At 72.6% G+C, this 20,862-nt stretch carries 17 protein-coding genes; 7 read left to right on the plus strand and 10 right to left on the minus strand.

The window, feature by feature from the left end:
- Nucleotides 1-135: 135 nt before the first annotated feature.
- Nucleotides 136-369 (minus strand): hypothetical protein, encoded by a 234-nt coding sequence (locus tag ACZ4WV_RS27960; protein ID WP_465751398.1) that lies wholly within the window; start codon nucleotides 367-369, stop codon nucleotides 136-138.
- A gap of 142 nt (nucleotides 370-511) precedes the next feature.
- Complete coding sequence (locus tag ACZ4WV_RS27965; RefSeq protein WP_465751399.1) at nucleotides 512-1,300, minus strand: alpha/beta fold hydrolase; 789 nt, start codon at nucleotides 1,298-1,300, stop codon at nucleotides 512-514.
- Nucleotides 1,301-1,475: 175 nt separating this feature from the next.
- Between ACZ4WV_RS27965 and ACZ4WV_RS27970 the strand changes: the two genes are divergently transcribed.
- The 6 genes from ACZ4WV_RS27970 (at nucleotide 1,476) to ACZ4WV_RS27995 (ending at nucleotide 7,678) form a co-directional block, all read left to right on the plus strand.
- A complete protein-coding gene (locus ACZ4WV_RS27970; protein WP_465751400.1) occupies nucleotides 1,476-3,098 on the plus strand; it encodes an FUSC family protein in 1,623 nt (540 codons plus the stop codon).
- 41 nt (nucleotides 3,099-3,139) lie between these two features.
- Nucleotides 3,140-3,640 carry a MarR family winged helix-turn-helix transcriptional regulator gene (locus ACZ4WV_RS27975; RefSeq protein ID WP_465751401.1) on the plus strand — a complete coding sequence of 167 codons (501 nt, stop codon included), beginning with the start codon at nucleotides 3,140-3,142 and terminating at the stop codon, nucleotides 3,638-3,640.
- A 147-nt stretch (nucleotides 3,641-3,787) separates the two neighbouring features.
- On the plus strand, nucleotides 3,788-4,759 hold the full coding sequence (gene nth / locus ACZ4WV_RS27980; RefSeq protein ID WP_465751402.1) for an endonuclease III: 972 nt from the start codon (nucleotides 3,788-3,790) through the stop codon (nucleotides 4,757-4,759).
- Nucleotides 4,759-5,490: an NUDIX hydrolase gene (locus ACZ4WV_RS27985; RefSeq protein ID WP_465751451.1), complete on the plus strand. Its 732-nt coding sequence runs from the start codon at nucleotides 4,759-4,761 to the stop codon at nucleotides 5,488-5,490. The genes nth and ACZ4WV_RS27985 overlap by 1 nt, the downstream gene beginning before the upstream one ends.
- A 46-nt stretch (nucleotides 5,491-5,536) precedes the next feature.
- Nucleotides 5,537-6,721 carry a MarP family serine protease gene (locus ACZ4WV_RS27990; RefSeq protein WP_465751403.1) on the plus strand — a complete coding sequence of 395 codons (1,185 nt, stop codon included), beginning with the start codon at nucleotides 5,537-5,539 and terminating at the stop codon, nucleotides 6,719-6,721.
- Nucleotides 6,722-6,976: 255 nt separating this feature from the next.
- Complete coding sequence (locus ACZ4WV_RS27995) at nucleotides 6,977-7,678, plus strand: metal-dependent hydrolase (RefSeq protein WP_465751404.1); 702 nt, start codon at nucleotides 6,977-6,979, stop codon at nucleotides 7,676-7,678.
- A gap of 36 nt (nucleotides 7,679-7,714) precedes the next feature.
- Here the strand turns inward: ACZ4WV_RS27995 and ACZ4WV_RS28000 are convergent, their stop codons facing one another.
- The 7 genes from ACZ4WV_RS28000 to ACZ4WV_RS28030 all read right to left on the minus strand — a co-directional run bounded on the left by ACZ4WV_RS28000 (nucleotide 7,715) and on the right by ACZ4WV_RS28030 (nucleotide 17,942).
- Nucleotides 7,715-7,924: a hypothetical protein gene (locus ACZ4WV_RS28000; protein WP_465751405.1), complete on the minus strand. Its 210-nt coding sequence runs from the start codon at nucleotides 7,922-7,924 to the stop codon at nucleotides 7,715-7,717.
- A gap of 144 nt (nucleotides 7,925-8,068) precedes the next feature.
- The gene (locus ACZ4WV_RS28005; protein ID WP_465751406.1) at nucleotides 8,069-9,145 is read right to left on the minus strand and encodes an alpha/beta fold hydrolase; all 1,077 of its coding nucleotides are present in this window, start codon (nucleotides 9,143-9,145) and stop codon (nucleotides 8,069-8,071) included.
- 100 nt (nucleotides 9,146-9,245) lie between these two features.
- Nucleotides 9,246-9,722, minus strand: a complete 477-nt coding sequence (locus tag ACZ4WV_RS28010; RefSeq protein WP_465751407.1) for a phage holin family protein — start codon at nucleotides 9,720-9,722, stop codon at nucleotides 9,246-9,248.
- Nucleotides 9,723-9,939: 217 nt separating this feature from the next.
- A complete protein-coding gene (nhaA, locus tag ACZ4WV_RS28015; protein WP_465751408.1) occupies nucleotides 9,940-11,334 on the minus strand; it encodes a Na+/H+ antiporter NhaA in 1,395 nt (464 codons plus the stop codon).
- A gap of 521 nt (nucleotides 11,335-11,855) precedes the next feature.
- Nucleotides 11,856-13,811, minus strand: a complete 1,956-nt coding sequence (acs, locus tag ACZ4WV_RS28020) for an acetate--CoA ligase (RefSeq protein WP_465751409.1) — start codon at nucleotides 13,809-13,811, stop codon at nucleotides 11,856-11,858.
- Nucleotides 13,812-14,053: 242 nt separating this feature from the next.
- Nucleotides 14,054-16,501, minus strand: coding sequence for a SulP family inorganic anion transporter (locus tag ACZ4WV_RS28025; protein WP_465751410.1), 2,448 nt, complete (start codon nucleotides 16,499-16,501; stop codon nucleotides 14,054-14,056).
- Nucleotides 16,502-16,922: 421 nt separating this feature from the next.
- Nucleotides 16,923-17,942, minus strand: a complete 1,020-nt coding sequence (locus ACZ4WV_RS28030) for an ATP-binding protein (protein WP_465751411.1) — start codon at nucleotides 17,940-17,942, stop codon at nucleotides 16,923-16,925.
- A gap of 215 nt (nucleotides 17,943-18,157) precedes the next feature.
- Between ACZ4WV_RS28030 and ACZ4WV_RS28035 the strand changes: the two genes are divergently transcribed.
- Nucleotides 18,158-19,048 carry a Fic family protein gene (locus ACZ4WV_RS28035; RefSeq protein ID WP_465751412.1) on the plus strand — a complete coding sequence of 297 codons (891 nt, stop codon included), beginning with the start codon at nucleotides 18,158-18,160 and terminating at the stop codon, nucleotides 19,046-19,048.
- A gap of 386 nt (nucleotides 19,049-19,434) precedes the next feature.
- On the opposite strand, the gene ACZ4WV_RS28040 is transcribed toward ACZ4WV_RS28035, so the two are convergent.
- Nucleotides 19,435-20,334 (minus strand): HAD family hydrolase, encoded by a 900-nt coding sequence (locus tag ACZ4WV_RS28040; RefSeq protein ID WP_465751413.1) that lies wholly within the window; start codon nucleotides 20,332-20,334, stop codon nucleotides 19,435-19,437.
- Nucleotides 20,335-20,862: the final 528 nt, after the last annotated feature.

The raw sequence follows: 20,862 nt of genomic DNA on the forward strand, positions 1-20,862 counted from the left end.
CCGGTCCGGCAACAACGGCTCTATTCGCGCCCACTGCGCGTCAGTCAACGACACATCCGGACCAACGATCCGATGATCGGAAAGAAACGCCCTAGGGGCCCGACTGACCGGGAGCGGCCTGCCGGGCGTGGGCACTCACCTGGACGGGCCGCCCCGGTCACGGCCGGCGTCAGCCGGTGAAGCCCAGCTCGGCGAGGCTGCGCTCGATCCTGGCGCGGTGGGCGGCCTCCCAGTCGTCCAGGGTCTCATCTCCCGCACCTCGCCGAGGTCCCGGATCAGGCCGTCGGCCAGGGCGGTGGGGGTGTCCCGGAAGCCCGCGAAGTCCTCCTCGGTCGCGAAGTCCTGCTCCGCTGTGAAGTCCTGTGCCATGCCGCCTCGTTGCTCCGTCGTCGGCCGAAGATGATCGGATGACGGGAAGACTAGGACGGGGGCCGGAACACGGGTTCACCGGTTCCCGCCGGGCCCGTTCCCGGGCCGCCCGGCCGCCGTCCCTCAGTCGTGGAACGTCGGCTCAGGCGTAGAACTTCAGCAGCTCCGGCACCACCGCCTCGGCCGCCACCTCGTGGGTCTGGTCGGCCAGCGTCCGGTACTCGGCGCCCGGCACGGCCGCCGCCACCGCCCGGGAGGGCGCCCGCAGCAGCTCCGGGCTGGCGCCGCCGTCCAGGACCAGGGTCGGCACGGCGATCCCGGCGAGGAGGTCGACCGGGACGGTCGCGCCGGTGCCCGCGCCGAGCGCCGCCGCGTCGTACGCCAGGGTCGGCGCGACCGCCTCGAACACCGGCCACACCGGGGCGGAGCGCATCCCGGCCAGCATCTCCCCGGGCATCCCGACGAAGGTCATGAAGGCCGCGACGGCGTCGCCGCGCCGTCCCTCGGCGAGTGCCGCCTCCAGTTCGGCGACGTACCCGACGAAGCGCTCGCTCTGCGCCTGCTCCGTGCTGAACGGCGGCTCGTAGACGGCGAGTCGGCTCATGCCGACGCCCGCGGCGGCGGCCCGCAGCGCGAGCGCGGCGCCCGAGGAGATGCCGAACACGCGGGCCGAGCCGCCGGTCGCCGCGATCACGGCGGCCAGGTCCTCGATCTCGCGCTCCACCGCGAAGGGCGCGGTGTCCCCGCTGCCGCCGCGGCCGCGCCGGTCGTAGGCCCACACGGTGTGGTGGGCCGAGAGCTGCTCGGCGAGGGCCACGCCCGGGTCGAAGGCGCGGTGGCCGATCGCCCCGTCCACGAGGACGACGGCCGGGCCTGAGCCGGTGACGGTGCAGGCGAGGGTGGTGCCGTCGGCGGAGATCACGGTGGTCATGGCGGTGCTCCTTCTGTCGTGCGAGTCGGTCGGAGGGGTAGACCGGAGCTCGCCGCAGAACTCATCGCCCGGGCCGGAAAGTTTTTCTGGGGGTTCTGCGGCGGCACCGGTGGGGGCGGGCACCGGGAGGCGCGCCGAGATGTTTCACGAGTAAATTATCTGTTAACCTTTTCGTATGGTCACCCCCGCCCAGTTCCGCCAGGCACTCCGGGTCGGCCCGCCCGGAGACGGCTGGCACAAGCCCGCGCTCAGCGCCGTGGCCACCCTCGGCACCCTCAACCTCACCCTGCTCGCCCTCGGCCGGCTGGACCTCGCGCTCTACACCTCGGCCGGCGGCCTCGGCGCGCTGTACGGGCACGGCCTGCCGTATCGAGCCCGGGCCCGGACGCTGGCCGGCGTGCTGCTCGGTACGGTCCTCAGCACCGGCGCCGCCCTCACCGCCGCCGCGCTCACCCGCGACGCCGTCGTCCTGGTCGCGGTGGCGGCCGCGCTCGCCGCGCTGCACAAACTGCTCTGCGACGCCGCCCGGATCGGCCCGCCCGGCGCCCTGATCATCACCTTCACCACCGCCGGCTGCGCCTTCGCGCCCCAGCGGCTCACCGACGTCGCCCCGCACCTGGCACTCACCGCGCTCGGCGCCGCACTGGCCTGGCTGGTGTGCATGGCCCCGGCGCTGCGGCGCCCGTACGGACCGGAACGGATCGCCACCGCCCGCGCGCTGGAAGCCGCCGCCCGCCTGCTGCGCACCGAACCGGGCCCACCGGACGCCGTCGCCCGTACCGCCCTGGTCGGCGCGGTCGACGCGGCCCGGCGCAGCCTCGCGCTCTCCTCCCCGGCCCGGCGGCTCGCCCTCGGCGACGCGCCCGAGCGGCTGCTCGTCCACGCCGAGGCGGCCCTCGCCGGGCCCGCCGACCCGGCGGCCGCCGACCGGTACGCCGCATGGGCCCGTGACCTGCGGCGCGGCCGCCCCCTGCCGTCGCCGGAACTCACCGAGGCGGAGGCCGCCGACCTGCGCGCCCACCGGCCCGGCCCCCGGCCCCCGCTGCGCGCCGCGCTGCGGCCCGGCTCGGCGCTGCTGCCGATCGGCCTGCGGGTCGCGCTCGGCTGCGCCGCGGCCGGCTGGCTCTCGCTGGCGCTCGGCGTCGGCCGTCCGTACTGGGCGGTGGTCACCGCGGCCTCGGTGTTCCAGGCCAACAGCACCCTCTCCGGGCAGCGGGCGTTGCAGCGGGTCCTGGGCAACCTCCTCGGCCTGGCGCTGTTCACCGCGGCGGTGCCCCTCGCCCGCTCCGGCCCGGTGGCGCTGATCGCGCTCGGACTGCTGTGCCAGTTCGGCGCGGAGGCCGTGATCGCCCGCAGCTACTGGTTGGCCACCGTGTTCGTCACTCCGATGGCCCTGCTGATGACCGAGTTCGCGGGCCCGCAGGCCGCCCGGACACTGGTCGCCGACCGCTGGCTGGACACCTGCGTCGGCGCGCTCACCGGCCTCGTCGCCTGCCTGCTGGTCACCAACCGCCGGACCGCCGCCCGGCTGTCCCGGGCCCTGGCCGGAGCCGAGACCGCCACCCACGCGGCCCGGACCGCACTGGCCGCCCTGGCCGCCGACCGGACCGGATCGGCCGCCGCCCGGGCGGCACTGGCCGCCGCCCTGCTGGAACTGCGCGAGGCCGCCGACACCGCGACCGGCGAGTGGCGCCGCGCGGACCTCCCGCACCAGCGCGCCGCCGACACCGAGCAGCACGCCCACCACCTGCTGGCGGCCCTCCTGGAGCACCGGGGCACCGGAGTGCGCGCCGTCTAGGATCGACCGAACGGGTCGGACGCGGAAGGGGAGCAGCGCACGTGGAGGACGTCGTCGCAGGTGTGCTACGCCAGTGGGAGCGCGCCTACCCGGGCCTGGACACCGGCCCGATCGCCGTCCTCGGCCGGATCAACCGCTGCGCCGCACTGCTCCAGCAGACCCCCGACCCGCTCACCCGGGCCGGCCTCACCCGCGCCGAGTTCGACCTCCTCGGCGCCCTGCGCCGGCTCGACCGCGAGCTGACCCCCACCCAGCTCGCCCGGGAGAGCTTCGCCTCGGGCGCCGCCGTGACCAAGCGCCTGCGGCTGCTGGAGGAACGCGGCCTGGTCAGCCGCCGCACCGACGACCGCGACCGCCGGGTCGCCCACCTCTCCCTCACCGACCCCGGACGGGACCTGGTCGACGGCCTGATCCAGGAACTCGTCGCGTACGACCGCGAGCTGCTCTCCGGTCTCACCCCTGACGAGCAGGAGCGCCTGGCCGAAGCCCTGGCCGGTCTGCTCAACACCCTGGAGGGCACCATCGGCCGCACCCTGCGGTGAGGACGACGGGCTCCTCGGCCGACCGGTCCTGATCGTCCGGTCCCGCTCCGGTCGACCGTTCCCTCCGGTCGACGGCCGCCTCCGGCAGAGCCGTTTCGGTTGCTTGATCGGCCCCGGGCGGTGCGCCGTTCGGCGTAGCCTTCGTCCATGGCAGAGAGCAAGGCCCGGAAGACCGCGACCGAGACCGCGACCAAGGCGGCGGCTCAGGACCCGACCGTGACGGCGGCCGTGCAGGGGACCGCGCCGAGGGCGGCGAAACCAGCCGTGAAGGCGCCCGCGGCGGCGCCCGCGAAACCGGCCGGGAAGCCGAGGAAACCGGAGTCGCACCTGGCGATGGTGCGGCGGGCCCGGCGGATCAACCGCGAGCTGGCGGAGCTGTACCCGTACGCGCATCCGGAGCTGGACTTCGAGAACCCGTTCCAGCTGCTGGTGGCGACCGTACTGTCGGCGCAGACCACCGACCTGCGGGTGAACCAGACCACCCCGGCGCTGTTCGCCCGGTACCCGTCGCCCGAGGACATGGCGGCCGCCAATCCGGAGGAGCTGGAGGAGATCATCCGTCCGACCGGCTTCTTCCGGAACAAGGCGAAGTCGTTGATCGGCCTCTCCGTCGCGCTGCGCGACGAGTTCGGGGGCGAGGTCCCGGGCCGGCTGGCCGACCTGGTCACCCTGCCCGGCGTCGGGCGCAAGACCGCCAACGTCGTCCTCGGCAACGCCTTCGGGGTCCCCGGCATCACCGTGGACACCCACTTCGGGCGGCTGGCCCGGCGGTTCGGCTGGACCACCGAGGAGGATCCGGTGAAGATCGAGCTGGCCGTCGCCGAGATCTTCCCGAAGTCCGAGTGGACGATGCTCTCGCACCGGGTGGTCTTCCACGGCCGCCGGATCTGCCACTCCCAGAAGCCCGCCTGCGGAGCCTGCCCGATCGCCCCGCTCTGCCCCGCGTACGGGGAGGGCGAGACCGATCCGGAGAAGGCGCGCAAGCTGCTCAAGTACGAGATGGGGGGCCAGCCCGGCCAGCGGCTGAAGCCGCCGTCGGACTTCCCCGGCGAGGCGGCCGCCCGGGCCGACGCCGCCGCCCACCACGGTCGGGTCGCGGACCTGGCGGTGGAGGCGTGATCCGGGGGGCGATCGAGCGGGACGGACTGCCGAAGTGGCTGGAGCCCGTCCGGGAGGCGGCCGAGCGGGTGCTGCCGGAGCAGCTGAGCCGCTTCCTGCCGCCGACCGACGGCGGTCGGGCGGCGGCGGTGCTGATGCTGTTCGGTGAGGGCCCGGACGGTCCCGACCTGCTGCTGATCGAACGGGCCCGCTCACTGCGCTCGCACGCCGGCCAGCCGTCCTTCCCGGGCGGCGCGCTGGACCCGGAGGACGGCGACCCGGACGGCCCCGGCCCGATCGCGGCGGCGCTGCGCGAGGCCTGGGAGGAGACCGGGCTGGACCCGGCCGGGGTGCAGGTCTTCGCCGAGCTGCCCCGGCTGTACATCCCGGTGAGCCGTTTCGTGGTGACCCCGGTACTGGGCTGGTGGCGCGAGGAGTCGCCGGTGCACCCGGTGGACGAGGGCGAGACCGGCGCGGTGTTCCGGGTGACGATCGCCGACCTCGTCGACCCGGCGAACCGGGTCCGGCTGCGGCACCCGTCCGGGCACATCGGGCCGGCCTTCGCCGTCGCCGGGCGACTGGTCTGGGGGTTCACCGCCGGGGTGATCGACCGGGTGCTGCACCACAGCGGGCTGGAGCTGCCCTGGGACCCGGCCCGGGTCGTCGACCTCTCGGACGACGCCCTCGCGCTGGTCCAGGGCGACCTCGAGCACTCCCGCGCCCTGCCGGGCGGCGACGCCGGGACCTCGTGACGGTCCGTCGGCGCGGCCGGTCCGCCAAGCGTGGGAGGGTGTCCGAGTGAACGTCCTGGATGTGCTGCTGGTCCTCGCCGCCGTCGGATTCGCCGTTTCGGGCTACCGGCAGGGCTTCGTGGTGGGTGTCCTGTCGCTCGTCGGCTTCCTCGGCGGCGGCCTGCTGGCCGTCCAGCTGCTGCCCCTGCTGCTCGACCACCTCAGTCCCGGCACCACGTCCTCCGTGGTGGCCGTCGTGGTGGTGATCGTCTTCGCGGCGATCGGCCAGGCGGTCACCGCGCACTTCGGCTGGAAGCTGCGCGGGCACATCGACCGCCGTCCGGCCCGGGTGCTGGACGCGTCCGGCGGCGCGGTGGTCAACGTGATCTCGATGCTGCTCGTCGCCTGGCTGATCGGCTCCGCGCTGGCCGGGACGTCCCTGCCGACGGTCTCCAGGCAGGTCCGCTCCTCGGCGATCCTCGGCGGCGTCCAGAACGCGCTGCCCGGCGACGCGCCGAACTGGTTCTCGGACTTCTCCAAGGTGCTCGCCCGCAACGGCTTCCCGCAGGTCTTCAACCCCTTCGAGCACGAGCCGATCACCCAGGTCGACACCCCCGACCCGGCGCTGGCCGGCAGCGCGGCGGTGGCCAGGGCCCGGCAGAGCCTCGTCAAGGTGGTCGGCACCGCGACCTCCTGCGGCAAGACGCTGGAGGGCAGCGGCTTCGTCTTCGCCCCGCACCGGGTGATGACCAACGCCCACGTGGTCGGCGGCGTCGACGAGCCGACCGTGCAGATCGGTGGCGTCGGCCAGCTGTACGACGCCACGGTGGTCCGCTACGACTGGCAGCGCGACATCGCCGTCCTGGACGTGCCCAAGCTGAACGCGCCCCCACTGACCTTCGCGGGCGAGGCCAGGACCAACGACAGCGCGATCGTCGCGGGCTTCCCCGAGAACGGCGCCTTCAACGTCCAACCGGCCCGCATCCGCGGCCGGATCCAGGCCAACGGCCCGGACATCTACCACCGCGGCCAGGTGGTGCGCGACGTCTACTCGGTGCGCTCGCTGGTCCGCCAGGGCAACAGCGGCGGCCCGCTGCTCACACCGGACGGCCAGGTGTACGGGGTGGTGTTCGCCAAGTCCCTGGACAGCGCCGACACCGGGTACGTGCTGACCGCCGCCGAGGTGCGCGACGACGTCCAGGCGGGCAGCACCGCGAACAGCCGGGTGGACACCCAGGGCTGCGCGCTCTGACGCCGGCCGCTGCGAGTCGAGCCGGCCGCTGCGGGCGGCTCACTCGCTGCTGGCCGAACCGACTCGCTGCGGCCGGATCGCGGTCGGCCCGACTCGCGGTCGGCCTGACTCGCGGTCGGCCCGACGCGCTGAAGGGCTGTCGGCACAAGATCCGTCGCCCCGTCAGCCCGCCCTGATAGCCTCGGCCGCGCTCACCCGTTCGGCTCAATCCGGCGCCGTCCCGGAGTGAGCTCACCGGGAGGTCGTGGCAGTCCGATGATGGGTCATTCGCACGCGGTGAGCGGGGCGATGCTGTACGCGGCGTCCGCTCCGTTCCTGCCCCCGCTGCTCCTACACACCAAGCTGGAGCCGGCGGACATACTGATGGGCACGGTGCTGTGCGCTGGGGCGGCCCTGCTGCCGGACCTCGACCACCACGACGGCTCGATCGCCAACTTCCTCGGCCCGGTCTCCAAGGTGCTCTGCCGCTTCGTGGCCTGGATCTCCGGCGGCCACCGGCACGCCACCCACTCGCTGCTGTTCGTCGCGCTGATGGGCGGCGGCACCTGGGCCGGCATCACCTACCTGGGCCGCTACTTCACCCTCGGGCTGACGTTCTTCCTGCTGGCGCTCGCCATCCGGGCCCTACGGCTCTGCCCGCCGAGCAACGGCCCGGAGGCGTGGATCACCGTCATCGGCCTGTCCGCGCTCGGCACCTTCGGGATGAACACCTGGCTGCCCAACTCGCCCGGCTGGCTGCCGTACGCGGTCGCCCTGGGCACGCTGGCGCACCTGTTGGGCGACTGCCTGACCAAGAAGGGCGCGCCGCTGCTGTGGCCGCACAAGGAGCGCTACGAGATCGTGCTGATCAAGCGCAGCGGCAACAACGTCGAGACCAAGGTGCTGGTGCCGATCATGTCGGTGGCGACCTTCGTCCTGCTCTGGTTCACCGCGCTGTCGCCGACCATCGTGAACTGATCTCCACCGCTCAGCCCGTCGAAGCGGCGCGAGGCCTCAGGTCTCGCGCCGCAGTCGTGCGCCCACCCACCGGGCGCGCCGGCCGAGGATGCGCGGGATGCCGAGCTGCCGTTGCACCCCGCGCCGACGGCCGTCGAGACCGTCGAAACCGAGGTCCTCGGCCCAGTCCGGGCGGGGCGTGGAGCGCTGGGGGCTGTTGTGGCGTCGGCCGCGCGGGGCGCCGCCGCGATCGGGCATCCAGGTCATACCGGAATGGATGCCCCTGGGCCGGTGGGGGTAACCGCATGGACTTCGCCGAAGTTGGCCTATGCGCTTGTCATATGAGCGTCATAATCGCGGAGTTGGGGCTGTCAACCCCTCCGTGGTGACCAGCCGAGCCACCCCGGACGGTCACTCCCTGTGGTGACCCACCCAGTCCAGCAGCTCGGCGGTGAAATCCTCCGGAGCCTCCTCGTGCGGGAAGTGCCCGACCCCCGGCATCAGCCGCCAGCGGTACGGCGCCGCCACGTACTCGCCCCCGCCGAGCGCGGTGTGCGACAGCAGGACCGGGTCCGCGGCGCCCTGGACGTGCAGCGTCGGCGCGGTGATCGGCTTCTTCATCCGGCGCGCGAACTGGATGCCGTCGGGGCGGGCCATCGAGCGCAGCAACCAGCGGTACGGCTCGATCGAGCAGTGCGCCGTGCTGGGGATCTGGATCGCCTGCCGGTACGCGTGCACCGATGCCCCGTCCAGCTTGGTCGGCCCGGCCCACTCGTCCAGGTAACGGCCGACCTGCGCGGCGTCGTCGGCCACCAGCCGGCGTTCCGGTATCCAGGGGCGCTGGAAGCCCAGCACGTGCTCGAATGCGGCCATCTGCTTGCGGTCGGTCAGCAGCGCCCGGCGCAGGTCGCGCGGATGGGCGGCGGAGACCACGGTGAGGCTCTGGATCACCGACGGGCGCATCACCGCCGCGACCCAGGCCAGGGTGCCGCCGGAGGCGTGCCCGACCAGGTGGGCCCGGCGCTCGCCGAGCGAGCGGATCACGCCGGTGATGTCCAGGGCGAGGTTGCTCGGGTCGTAACCGCGCGGGGTGCGGTCGCTGCCGCCGATGCCGCGCAGGTCGAGGGCCACCGCGCGGTAGCCGGCCTCGGCGAGCGCGGTCAACTGGTGGCGCCAGGCCCACCAGTACTGCGGCCAGCCGTGCACCAGCAGCACCAGCGGACCGGCGCCGAGCTCGGCGATGTGGAAGCGGGCGCCGTTGGCCGCGAGGTCGCGGTGCGTCCACGGGCCGGACTGCCGGATGCTCCAGGCCTCCTCGGCGCTCTGCTGCCGGGTCTCCGATTCGGTCTGCTGTCCCGTCTGCGATCCGGTCTCCGGTCCGGTCTCCGGTCCGGTGGTCCCCTGCCCGGCGGTCTCCTGCTCCGGGACCGGCGCGGGGCTGGAATCGGCGGACGGCTGCGCGGCAGCGGGCTTCTGGTCAAGCGGCATACCGAGAGCGTGTCACATCCGTGTGCCGGACACGTGCCCGGCACTCGCTCTCGGCGGGTCCGGGTACGTGTCCGGCGGGGTCGTGCGGGATGCTGGTGGGTTACGGGATGCGGCCCAGACCCCGGTCGATCTCCTCCTGGGTGGCCGGGCGCGGCCGGGCGTTCTTCAGCACCTCGGCGGTCTTCTGGACGCCCTCGATGGTGCGCTCCGGCTTCTGGATCTTCTTGATGAAACGCCAGGCCACGAACCCGACCAGCGCCGCGAGGATCAGGTGGACGGCGGCCGAGAGCACGAACGACCAGCCCATCGGCACGCCCAGCCAGTGGAAGAAGAAGGCGATCGCGATGCTCACCATCGGGACGGCGGCCATGGCGAGCACTCCGGCGACGGCGAAGAAGACGCCGCCGGAAACACCGCGCTTGACGTCCGCCTTGATCTCGGCCTTGGCGAGCGCGATCTCGTCGTGGACCAGTGCGGTCAGGTCGGCGGTGGCCGCCGCGAACAGCTGCCCCACCGAACGCTCGCCCTCGTAGGGCGCCCGGCCGTTGCTGGACGGGTCTGCGGCTCCTGCGGGCATCAGCGGTTCTCCTCTGCTGCTGTTGCGGCATGACGCCGTCGCGGGTGCGGTTCCGGTGCCGGTGGGGCTCCCGGAGGCGTCAGTGGGTTGTCGACAGCTCAGAATCATGCCCCTACCGGTCAGTCGGACACCACTCCGGGGCCCCGCAGGAGGGACGTGTCACGGCTGCGGCGAATGTTCCGAGTGCCTCCGGAAGCGCTCGGAGGGGGCGGCGGAGTCACGCTTCGGGGGTGACTCGGCCACCTGCCCCGGAGCCCTCGCCGGGCTGAGGGCGGGAGGAGCCGGCGGTCCGAGCCCGCCCGGCCGGATCGTCCTCCTGGTAGACGTCCGGCACGCCGTCGCCGTCCGCGTCCCGGTCCTCCTCCTCGCACAGCGCGCGGTAGTGCCGGTTGCGCAGTTTGAGCAGCACGGTGGCGAGCAGCGCGCAGAGCAGCGAGCCGACCAGGACGGCGGTCTTGGAGCGGTCGGCGAGCGCGAGGTCGTCCTGGAAGGCCAGTTCGCTGATCAGCAGCGAGACGGTGAAGCCGATGCCGGCGAGCACCGAGAGGGCGAACATGTCGGCCCACTTGAGCTGCGGGTTCAGTTCGGCCCGGGTGAACTTGGCGGCCAGCCAGGTGCCGCCGAATATGCCTACCGTCTTGCCGACCAACAGGCCGGCCACGATGCCGAGCGGGGTGGCCTGGGTGAACACCTCGTGCAGCGTCGAGCCGGAGATCGTCACCCCGGCCGCGAACAGCGCGAACAGCGGGACGGCCAGTCCGGCGGAGAGCGGACGGACCAGGTGCTCGATGTGCTCGCCGGGGGAATGCTGCTCGTCACCCTCCCGGTGGCAGCGCAGCATCAGGCCCATCGCGACGCCCGCCACCGTGGCGTGCACGCCGCTCTCGTGCATCAGCGCCCAGATCACCACGGCCAGCGGGACGAACAGGTACCAACCCGTCACCCCGCGCCGGTGCAGGAACCAGAACAGCACCAGCCCGGCGAAGGCCAGGCCGAGCGCCCAGAACTTGATGCCGGAGCTGTAGAAGACCGCGATGATCAGGATTGCGATCAGGTCGTCGACCACGGCCAGGGTGAGCAGGAAGGCACGTAGGGCCGAGGGCAGGTGACTGCCCACCACGGCCAGCACGCCCAGTGCGAAGGCGATGTCGGTGGCGGTCGGAATGGCCCAGCCGCCCGGGTGGCCGCCACTGCCGGAATTGACCAGGGCGAACAGGATCGCGGGCAGGGCGACGCCGCAGACGGCGGCGATCACCGGCAGCAGTGCGGCGCTCGGGGTGCGCAGCTCGCCCGCGACGAACTCCCGCTTGAGCTCGATGCCGGCCACGAAGAAGAAGATCGAGAGCAGGCCGTCCTTGGCCCAGTCAGCCAGGGTGAGGTCGAGGTGGAGCGGGGTCGACGGACCGACGGTGTGTTCGAGCACGCTCTCGTAGGCGTCCGGCCAGACGTTGGCCCAGATCAACGCGACCACGGCGGCGGCCAGCAGCAGCACGCCGCCGACCGTCTCGGTGCGCAGGGCGTCGGTGATGAAGGCGCGCTCGGGCAGTGGCAGCCGGCCGAAAAGCTGCCGGCGGAGGGTCGTCGGCTCGTGGACGGGCGGCTGGTCGGTCACGCGGGACCTCCTGAGGGGCTGGGAGCGGCAACGGATGCACGGGTGGTGCAGTTGCCGACCAGACTTCCCGGCGCGCCCTGTGACGCCCGATTCCTGCTCAAGGATCTAGATGCGTCCTTAACAGCTTAGCGGGACGTCCAGGCTGACTTCCGGATTGTCCTATTCAAGGACTTAAGCCCTGCGAACCGGTTCTGCACTCCTGGGAGGGTCACCGGGCACCCGGACGGCCTCAGCCGCGTGCAGTCGGGTGAACGTCTCGCTGTCGTCGATCGTGGACGTCGGCCGGTTTGGTCACCAGCGGCCCGGATCGCTGCGCGGCTCGGATCGCTGGGCGGGGGTGGAGCGAGGTGAGGCGGGACGGAGTGGGGAGCGAGGGGGGCGGGACGGAGTGGGGAGCGAGGTGGGGCCGGTCGGGGCTCGGCCGTCCGGTGGGCGTGACGAAGGGGCCCCGGGCGGTGGTGTCCGCCCGGGGCCCCGGCTGCCGGCCGCTCCGGCGGCGTGTGCAGCAGGTGCTCAGCGCCTCAGCTGTTGCCGCCCGCCCGGGGCAGCTGGGCCTGGATCTGGCTCATCACCGAGCTGTCGGCGAGGGTGGTGGTGTCACCGACCTCGCGGCCCTCGGCGATGTCGCGCAGCAGGCGGCGCATGATCTTGCCGGAGCGGGTCTTCGGCAGTTCGCCGACCACCTTGATCTGCTTCGGCTTGGCGATCGGGCCGAGCGTGCGGCCGACGTGCGCCCGCAGCTCCTCGACCAGCTCGGGGGTCTCGGTGACGCCACCGCGCAGGATCACGAAGGCGACGATGGCCTGGCCGGTGGTGGCGTCGGCCGCGCCGACCACGGCGGACTCGGCCACCGAGGGGTGCCCCACCAGGGCCGACTCGACCTCGGTGGTGGAGATGTTGTGGCCCGAGACCAGCATGACGTCGTCCACCCGGCCGAGCAGCCAGATGTCGCCGTCCTCGTCCTTCTTGGCGCCGTCACCGGCGAAGTAGCGGCCCGCGAAGCGCGACCAGTAGGTGTCGATGTAGCGCTGGTCGTCGCCCCAGATGGTGCGGAGCATGGACGGCCACGGCTCGGTGAGCACCAGGTAGCCGCCCGAGCCGTTGGGGACCTCGTTGGCCTCGTCGTCGACCACGGTGGCCGCGATGCCCGGCAGGGCGCGCTGGGCGGATCCCGGCTTGGTCTCGGTGACGCCCGGCAGCGGGCTGATCATGATGGCGCCGGTCTCGGTCTGCCACCAGGTGTCCACGATCGGGCACGTGCCGCCGCCGATGTGCTCGCGGTACCAGATCCAGGCCTCGGGGTTGATCGGCTCGCCGACGCTGCCCAGCACCCGCAGCGAGGACAGGTCGAACTTCGCGGGGATGTCGTCGCCCCACTTCATGAAGGTGCGGATCGCGGTGGGCGCGGTGTAGAGGATCGTCACGCCGTACTTCTGGACGATCTCCCAGAACCGGCCCTGGTGCGGGGTGTCCGGCGTGCCCTCGTAGATGACCTGGGTGGCGCCGTTGGAGAGGGGGCCGTAGACGATGTACGAGTGGCCGGTGACCCAGCCGATGTCGGCGGTGCACCAGTAGACGTCGGTCTCCGGCTTGAGGTCGAAGACGGCGTGGTGGGTGTAGCTGGCCTGGGTGAGGTAGCCACCCGAGGTGTGCAGGATGCCCTTGGGCTTACCGGTGGTGCCCGAGGTGTAGAGGATGAACAGCGGGTGCTCGGCGTCGTGCGCCTCGGGGGCGTGCTCGGTGGACTGGCGCGCCGTGATCTCGTGCCACCAGACGTCGCGGCCCTCGGTCCAGGCGATCTCCTGCTCGGTGCGGCGGATCACCAGGACGTGCTCGACGCCCTCGACCTTGGTGAGCGCCTCGTCGATGGCCGGCTTGAGGGCGGAGGCCTTGCCACGGCGGTAGCCGCCGTCGGCGGTGATGACCAGCTTGGCCTGGGCGTCCTGGATGCGGGAGGCGACGGCGTCGGCGGAGAAGCCGCCGAAGACCACCGAGTGGGTGGCGCCGATCCGGGCACAGGCGAGGATCGCGACGACCGCCTCGGCGATCATCGGCAGGTAGACGGCCACCCGGTCACCCTTGCGGACGCCGAGCTCCAGCAGCGCGTTGGCGGCCTGCGAGACCTCGTCCTTGAGCTGGGCGTAGGTGATCGAACGGCTGTCGCCGGGCTCGCCCTCGAAGTGGATGGCGATCCGGTCGCCGAGGCCGTTCTCGACGTGGCGGTCGACGCAGTTGTAGGCCACGTTGAGCTTGCCGTCGGCGAACCACTTGGCGAAGGGCGGGTTGGACCAGTCGAGCGTCTCGGTCGGTTCGACGGCCCAGCTCAGGCGGCGGGCCTGCTCGGCCCAGAAGCCCAGACGGTCCTCGGAGGCCTGCGCGTACGCGGCCGCGGTGACGTTGGCGGCTTCGGCGAGCTCTGCCGGCGGGGCGAAACGCCGCTCCTCCTTGAGCAGGTTGGCCAGGCTCTCGTTGCTCAACGCGCACTCCTCATCGAGTCATGATCTGGGGCGATCCCGTGCGTGGGGATTGTCCCGTGTGTCCCAGCGCACAGCTCACCAGGCGAGAGGGGCAGTTGACAAGAGGCTATGGGTAATTGGTGTAGACCTTTGACCGATCGCCGAACGGTTGACTCTGCGTTCCGCCGCGCTGGGACGGAGGAGTGCTCAGTGGCAGGTGGGCCCGTGCCCCGGCCCGCCCGGCGGGGACACGGGCCCGGCTCTCACGCGGCCAGCTGGGGGCCCTCCTCGCTGCCCTCGGCCGTGACCCGGCCGTCCTTTCTCACCCGTTCGGCCGAAGCCCCGTCAGGCGCGCGGCTGTCGGCGGGGGCTGCCGTACCGGCCTCGGCGCGGGTCTCGCTACGGGTCTCAGCGCGGGTCTCGGTGCGGGCCTCGACCGGGCTGAACGTCCCGGCGGCGCGGTCCAGGACGTAGGCCTGGGCGGTGGCGAAGTCGAAGTACATCCCGACCAGCCGCAGAGTGCCCTCCTCGACCCGGCGCTCCACCGCCGGGTTCGCCAGCAGCTGGTCCAGCTGCTGCACCACGTTGGTGAGGCAGAGCTGCTCCGCGAGGTCCACCACCGGCCGGTCGGCGAACTCGGCCGGCGCCCGCCGGAGCCGGTCCAGCGAGCCGCGACCGTTGCGCAGCCAGCGGGTCAGCGGGGTGGGCGGACCGGGGCGCTCGTGCACGCCGTCCAGCAGGGCCTTCATCGCGCCGCAGCCCGAGTGGCCGCAGATCGTGATCGAGCGCACCTCCAGTGCCTCGACCGCGTACTGCACCGCGGCGGCCACCGAGTCGTCGGCCGCACCTGGCTCGAACGGGGCCGGCACCAGATTGCCCACGTTGCGGACCGTGAACAGGTCCCCCGGACCGCTGTTGGTGATCATGCTGGTGACCATCCGGGAGTCCGCGCAGGTCAGGAAGAGCTGCGAGGGCGTCTGGCCCTCCCGGGCCAGCCGGGCGAGTTCCGGCCGGATCAGCGGGGCGGTGTGCTGCTGGAACCCCCGGACGCCGTCCAGCAGTCGACCGTGCGGGTCCTCCTGCTGCTCGATGCAGTGGTGGCCGACCCAGGGCGTCCAGGCGCGGCAGCGGTGCGGGCCCGGCGAGCTGCCCGCGCGGATCGTGCCGTCAGGGTCGAGCACCTCGTCCTCCTGGCGGCGCGTCATCATCGAGACCCGCCCGCCGGCGGCCTGGCGCCCGATCCGCCAGCTGTGCAGCGTCTCGTACGCGGCGTGGTCCAGGAAGGAGCCGTCGTGCACCACGGTGACCTCGGCGTCGGAGGGGATCGAAGCCAGCGCCCGGCTCAACCGGGGGACGGCCGTGAAGGTGAGCGGCCCGTGGGTCCGGACGGTGACCGAGCCGTCGGGGCGGGTGTCGACGTCCACGTGGGCGCGGGTCAGCCGGTAGAGCGCGAGCAGGACGGCGGTGCCGGCGCCGAGTCCGACACCCCACAGGACCCCGAAGGCCACCACGGCGAGCAGGGTGATCAGATAGACCGGGAATTCGCGGTGCCGGTGCACCTTGCGGATGTGCGCGAAGCTCACCATCTGCAGTCCGACCACCAGCACCAGCGCGGCCAGTGCCGCCAGCGGGATCCGGCGCAGTCCGCCGGTCAGCGCGAGGGCTGCGGCCAGGACCCAGACACCGTGCAGCACCGAGGACCACTTGGTCTGCCCGCCGGCCCGGATGTTGGCGGTGCTGCGCACGGCTCCGCCGGCGATCGGCAGTCCGCCGACCAGGCCGCTGACCATGTTGGCGAGGCCCTGCCCACGCAGCTCGCGGTCGAGGTCTCCGGTGCGCTGGGACATCCGGTCGACCGCGACGGCGGACAGCAGCGACTCCACGCTCGCGACGGCGGTGACGGTCAGGACGGCGGCGAGCACGGCGGAGAGCGAACCCTGCGGCAGCGCGGGCACGAGCGAGTGCGGCTGCCAGGCGGGCAGTTCGATGTGGGCCAGCCGTAGGCCCAGGGCGAAGGCGAGTGTGGTGGCGACGGCCACGGCGGCCAACGGGCCCGGCACCTTGGTCAGTCGGGCGCCCCATGGGCCCGCCCGCCCCGGGAGCCGGCCGAGCCGGGGCCAGCCCAGCAGCACGGCCACGGTCACCGTGCCGACGAGCAGTGCGGGTGGATGCGGCCCGGCCAACTGCCCCGGCAGGGCGAGGACGTTGGCGATCGCGGAGCTCTGCGGGGAGCCGCCGAGGACGACGTGCAGCTGGGCGATGGCGATGGTGAGTCCGACCCCGGCCAGCATGCCGTGCACGATCGCGGGCGAGACGGCGAGCGCCGTCCTGGCCACCCGGCGGACACCGAGCAGGAATTGGAGCAGTCCGGCGGCGACGGTGACGGCGCAGGTGGCCTGCCAGCCGTATTGGCCGATCAGCCCGGCGGTGATCACGGTCAGCGCGGCCGAGGGGCCGCTGACCTGGAGCGGGGTGCCGCCGAACAGCCCGACCACGATGCCGCCGACGGCCGCCGCGGCGAGCCCGGCGGTGAGTGGCGCGCCGGTGGCGAGCGCGATGCCGAGCGAGAACGGCACGGCGATCAGGAAGACCACCAATGAGGCGGAGAGGTCCTGGATCCAGTGGGTCCGGGTGCCCCGGGCGTCGGGGCCCGGTGGTGCGTGGTCGGTGGTGTCGGAGGCGATGGGGGCGCTGGAGATGTCGAGGGTCATTGTCTTCCCGTCTGTCCGGGGGAACGAACGCAGTCAGGTCCGGCGGTGAGTCCGGGGTGGGGCTCCGGGGCGGATCGGCTGTCGTGGGTCGCGACGGTGTGGCGGGATGGCGTGGGCGCGGCGGGGAGTGCGGGTGTCACCGGCCGGCGTTGACCATCAGGCCCGCCAGGGGCCTGGGCGAGGTGCGGGATGTCTTGCCGAGGGCCATGGGGACGGACCGTCAAGGCTCGGTAAACCGAGAGTAATGAAAGCTTTGCACGAGGTTCTTCGGGTGGGAAGCGGAAATCCCCTGATTCACCCCATTGGGTGGTGTCCGAACGGGCGGGAATCTGCTGGTGGCGCGCCATGCGGCCGACATGTGAACGGGCCGCCGCCTCCCCGGAGCGAGGGGAGACGGCGGCCCGTTCGGTTCGCGGCGGCGTCAGGCGTTGGCCCCCGCCGGGGCGGTCCGCCCGCCGTCGGCCGCGAACCCGTCCGCGTGCTCACCCAGCACGAAGTCCTCGTCCACCTGGGTCGCCAGGTCGACGCCGACCTTGGCGTTGGCCCAACTCTCCGCGTTGCGCCGGTGGAAGAGCGCCGCCTGCTCGGAGTACCGGCGCGCGTCGCGCCGCCCGTACGCCGCCTCGGCCTCGCTCTGCAGCTGCTCCAGCACGGCCCGGTTGGCCGGCTCCAGCGACTTCAGCGGCGGTTCGGCGCCCTGTTCCAGGCGGCGCACCCAGTCCGACTGTCCGAAGGTGGTGAGCAGGTCGTCGCCGACCTCGCGGCGCAGGAAGGCCAGGTCGTCGGGGCCCTGGACCTTGTTGCCGATCACCCGCAGCTGCACGCCGAAGTCCTGGGCGTAGTCCCGGTACTGGCGGTAGACGGAGACGCCCTTGCGAGTCGGCTCGGCCACCAGGAAGGTGAGGTCGAAGCGGGTGAACAGGCCGGAGGCGAAGGAGTCGGAGCCCGCGGTCATGTCGGTGACCAGGTACTCGTCCGGGCCGTCCACCAGGTGGTTGAGCAGCAGCTCCACCGCACCGACCTTGGAGTGGTAGCAGGCCACCCCGAGGTCCTCCTCGCTGAAGGCGCCGGTCGCCAGCAGCCGGACCGAGCCCTCGTCCAGCGCGATCGGGCGGGCGCAGGAGGCGTAGATTGGGTTCTCCTCGACGATCCGCAGCAGGCGCGAACCGCGGCCGGGCGGCGTGGTCTTGATCATCTCGTCGGCGGAGCGGATCAGCGGGTTGCTGCCGCGCAGGTACTCCTTGATCTCCGGCAGGTGTGCGCCGAGCGAGGGCAGTGAGGCGGCCTGGGCATCCGTCAGGCCGAGGGCGGGGCCGAGGTGCTGGTTGATGTCGGCGTCGACGGCGATGACCGGCCGGCCGACGGCCGCCAGGTGGCGGATGAACAGTGCGGACAGCGTGGTCTTTCCGCTGCCCCCCTTGCCGACGAAGGCGATCTTCATCTGGGGCTCCGGCTCTCGCTCTGGGCCCTGGACGGGCCGCCTGCTCGGGGGCGCGGGTGCGGTGGCGCCCCTAGTTGGAAATAGTTATCGTCTCCGATAGTGGCCATGCTAGCCGGGGTTTGGGCTCCGGCGGGTGAGGGAAGTGAGGATTGCCTCGAACGGGTGATGCGGGGTTGCTGTTCCGGAGGGGTGGCTTGTTCATTACTCTCGGGTAGGTGAGCACTGGAACAGATCCCCTCGCCCCGCTGGCCCAGCTCCCCGGGGTGCCCGACGCGGTCGCCGAGGTGCGCAAGGCCGTCGACCGGCTCTACGGCCACCGGGTCATGCGCCGCCGCGCGGCCGAGGTCACCTCCGAGTCCGCGCTGCGCGGCGCCCGTGCGTCGGCGGCCGTCGCCGGGGCCGACTGGCCGCTGGAGGAGGTCCGGCGGCGTACTGACTTCGGTGCCGACGAGGAGGCCCGCACGGTCGGGGCGGCCCTGCGGATCACCGCGGAGGCCGGCCAGCTGCTGAGCGTCTGGCGGCACTCGCCACTGCAGGTGCTGGCCCGCTTGCACCTGCTCGCGGTCGGTGACGCCGACTCGGCCGCCGGCCGGCCGCGGCGGGCGGGGGAGGGAGCCGAGGACCTGTTCCCGCTGGAGCTCAAGCCGGTGGACAGCGTCGAGGTCGACGTCCCGGTCGGACCGCTGCCCGAGTTGCCGCCCGCGCCGGACGCGGACGAGGTCGCGGCCCGGCTGGACCAGCTCTCCCGGCTTCTGGTGGCCCGCGCGGAGGGGCAGGGCGTGGGGACGCCCGCCTTGGTGGTCGCCTCCGTAGTGCACGGCGAACTTCTCGCCCTGCGGCCGTTCGGCGCGTACAACGGCGTGATCGCGCGGGCCGCCCAGCGGATCGTGCTGATCGCCGAGGGGCTCGACCCGAAGTCGATCTGCCCGGCCGAAGTGGGCCTGGCGGAGCTGGGCACCGACGCCTACCGGCGGGCACTCGCGGGTTACCTGGGGGGCACGCCCGAGGGCATGGCGGCGTGGATCGCCCACTGCGGGCGGGCGCTGCGGCTCGGCGTGCGGGAGAGCACCGCGGTCTGCGAGGCGATGCAGCGCGGGATGGTCTGACCGGGCGGCCCTGCGCGGGTCGGCTCGGTCGGGGCAGCCCCGGACAGCAGGATGCGGCGGCACCTGATCCTGCAGGGTGCCGCCGCTGGTGCAGATACCGGGTGACCATGCATGCACCGGAAGTGCCGATCAGGCGGGGATCCTGCCCGTTCGCCTGGTCCGGCGGCCCGACAGCGGGTCGGCTGCATGTGGGTGCTCGGCTATCTGTACACGCGGTCCGTGGGGCCTGAACTGCGTTGTCGGTTTGACCTCTTCGGTCCTGACCGGGTCTCGCGGGCCGTGCTTCATTTGTATCGCGTTTCCGCCGAAAGGGGAACCCGAATCGAGAAGTCTGTGCCGATTGCCTGTTTTGGGGCATTCGGGTCGATCCGGGTCGATCCGGGGCCTCAGGCGGCGGGGCGGCGCCGGCGGGCCAGGTACCAGATGACCCCGGCGGTCACCAGCGCCGTCCCGACCGCCACCGCGGTCAGCACCGAACCGCTCGGCGCGGAGAACTCCGGCAGCCGACGCCGCAGTTCCACCGGCCGGTCGAAGACGAGCACCGGCCATTCCCGTGCCTGTGCCTCCTTGCGCAGCGCCCGGTCCGGGTTGACGGCCGAGGGGTGGCCGACCGCCTCCAGCAGCGGCAGGTCGGTCGACGAATCGCTGTAGGCGTACGACTCGGCCAGGTCGTAGCCCTCCGTCCGGGCCAACTCCCGGATGGCGGCGGCCTTGTTCTCGGCGTAGGCGTAGTACTCGATCTCGCCGGTGTAGCAGCCGTCCTCGACCTTGAGCCGGGTGGCGATCACGTGGTCCGCACCGAGCAGCTCGCCGATCGGCTCGACCACCTCCGAGCCGGAGCTGCTGACGATCACCACGTCCCGGCCGGCCGCGTGGTGCTGCTCGATCAGGGAGGCGGCCTCGTCGTAGATGATGGGGTCGATCAGGTTGTGCAGGGTCTCGGCGACGATCTCGCGGACCTGCTGGACGTTCCAGCCCCGGGTCAGCGCGGAGAGGTACTCGCGCATCTTCTCCATCTGGTCGTGATCCGCACCGCCGACCAGGAAGACGAACTGCGCGTACGCGCTGCGCAGGACGGCCCGACGGTTGATCAGGCCGCCCTGATAGAAGGGGCGGCTGAAGGCCAATGCGCTCGATTTGGCGATGATGGTCTTGTCGAGGTCGAAGAAGGCGGCCGTGCGCGGTCCGCTCGGCCGGGGACGGGCGGGCGCGCCCGGTTCCTCGGGCCCGGTGGTGTCGCCCTGGGACTCGTCGGCGTGGTCGTCGGCGTTCTCGGTGGTGTCCACGGGAACCGAGGATAGAGGGAGCTGCAAAACACCCCGCCATTCGGTGTACTCGCGGGCGTGCGGGTTTGTGTTTCTGGCCGCTCGGGTACACCATGGAAGTCACGGATCGTTCGCGACCGTGCTAACCCGGTCCGGCTCCTCCCCCCCGAGTCGGGCTGTGGATAGACGACCCCCGCTCTCCCCCCCGGCGGGGGTCGTCGCACGTCCGGGGCCATTTTCAGGGCTCGAAGGCCCTTCGCGGCAGCTTCTGCGAGCGCTCCGCCGACGGTGTACGGGCGGTGTCCACGGCTCGGTCCGTCCATCCCCTTTCGTCACTCTGCGTTGCCAGTTGCTCATGTCGACGCTGCTCGGGCAGACCGCTTCCGACCGGAGCCGCCGGGCCGTCGCGACGGGGGCGTGGAAGGCGCGAAGGGCGCGCCGGAAGAGTCCTCGGCCGGGGGTGCGGTGATCGGCCGGTTCATCTCCATGACCCCCATTCGTCAATTCTTCGCCGATTAGCCCCCCGCCCGGGTGAACGTTTTCATCCAC

Source organism: Kitasatospora sp. NPDC029312, from assembly GCF_055569215.1.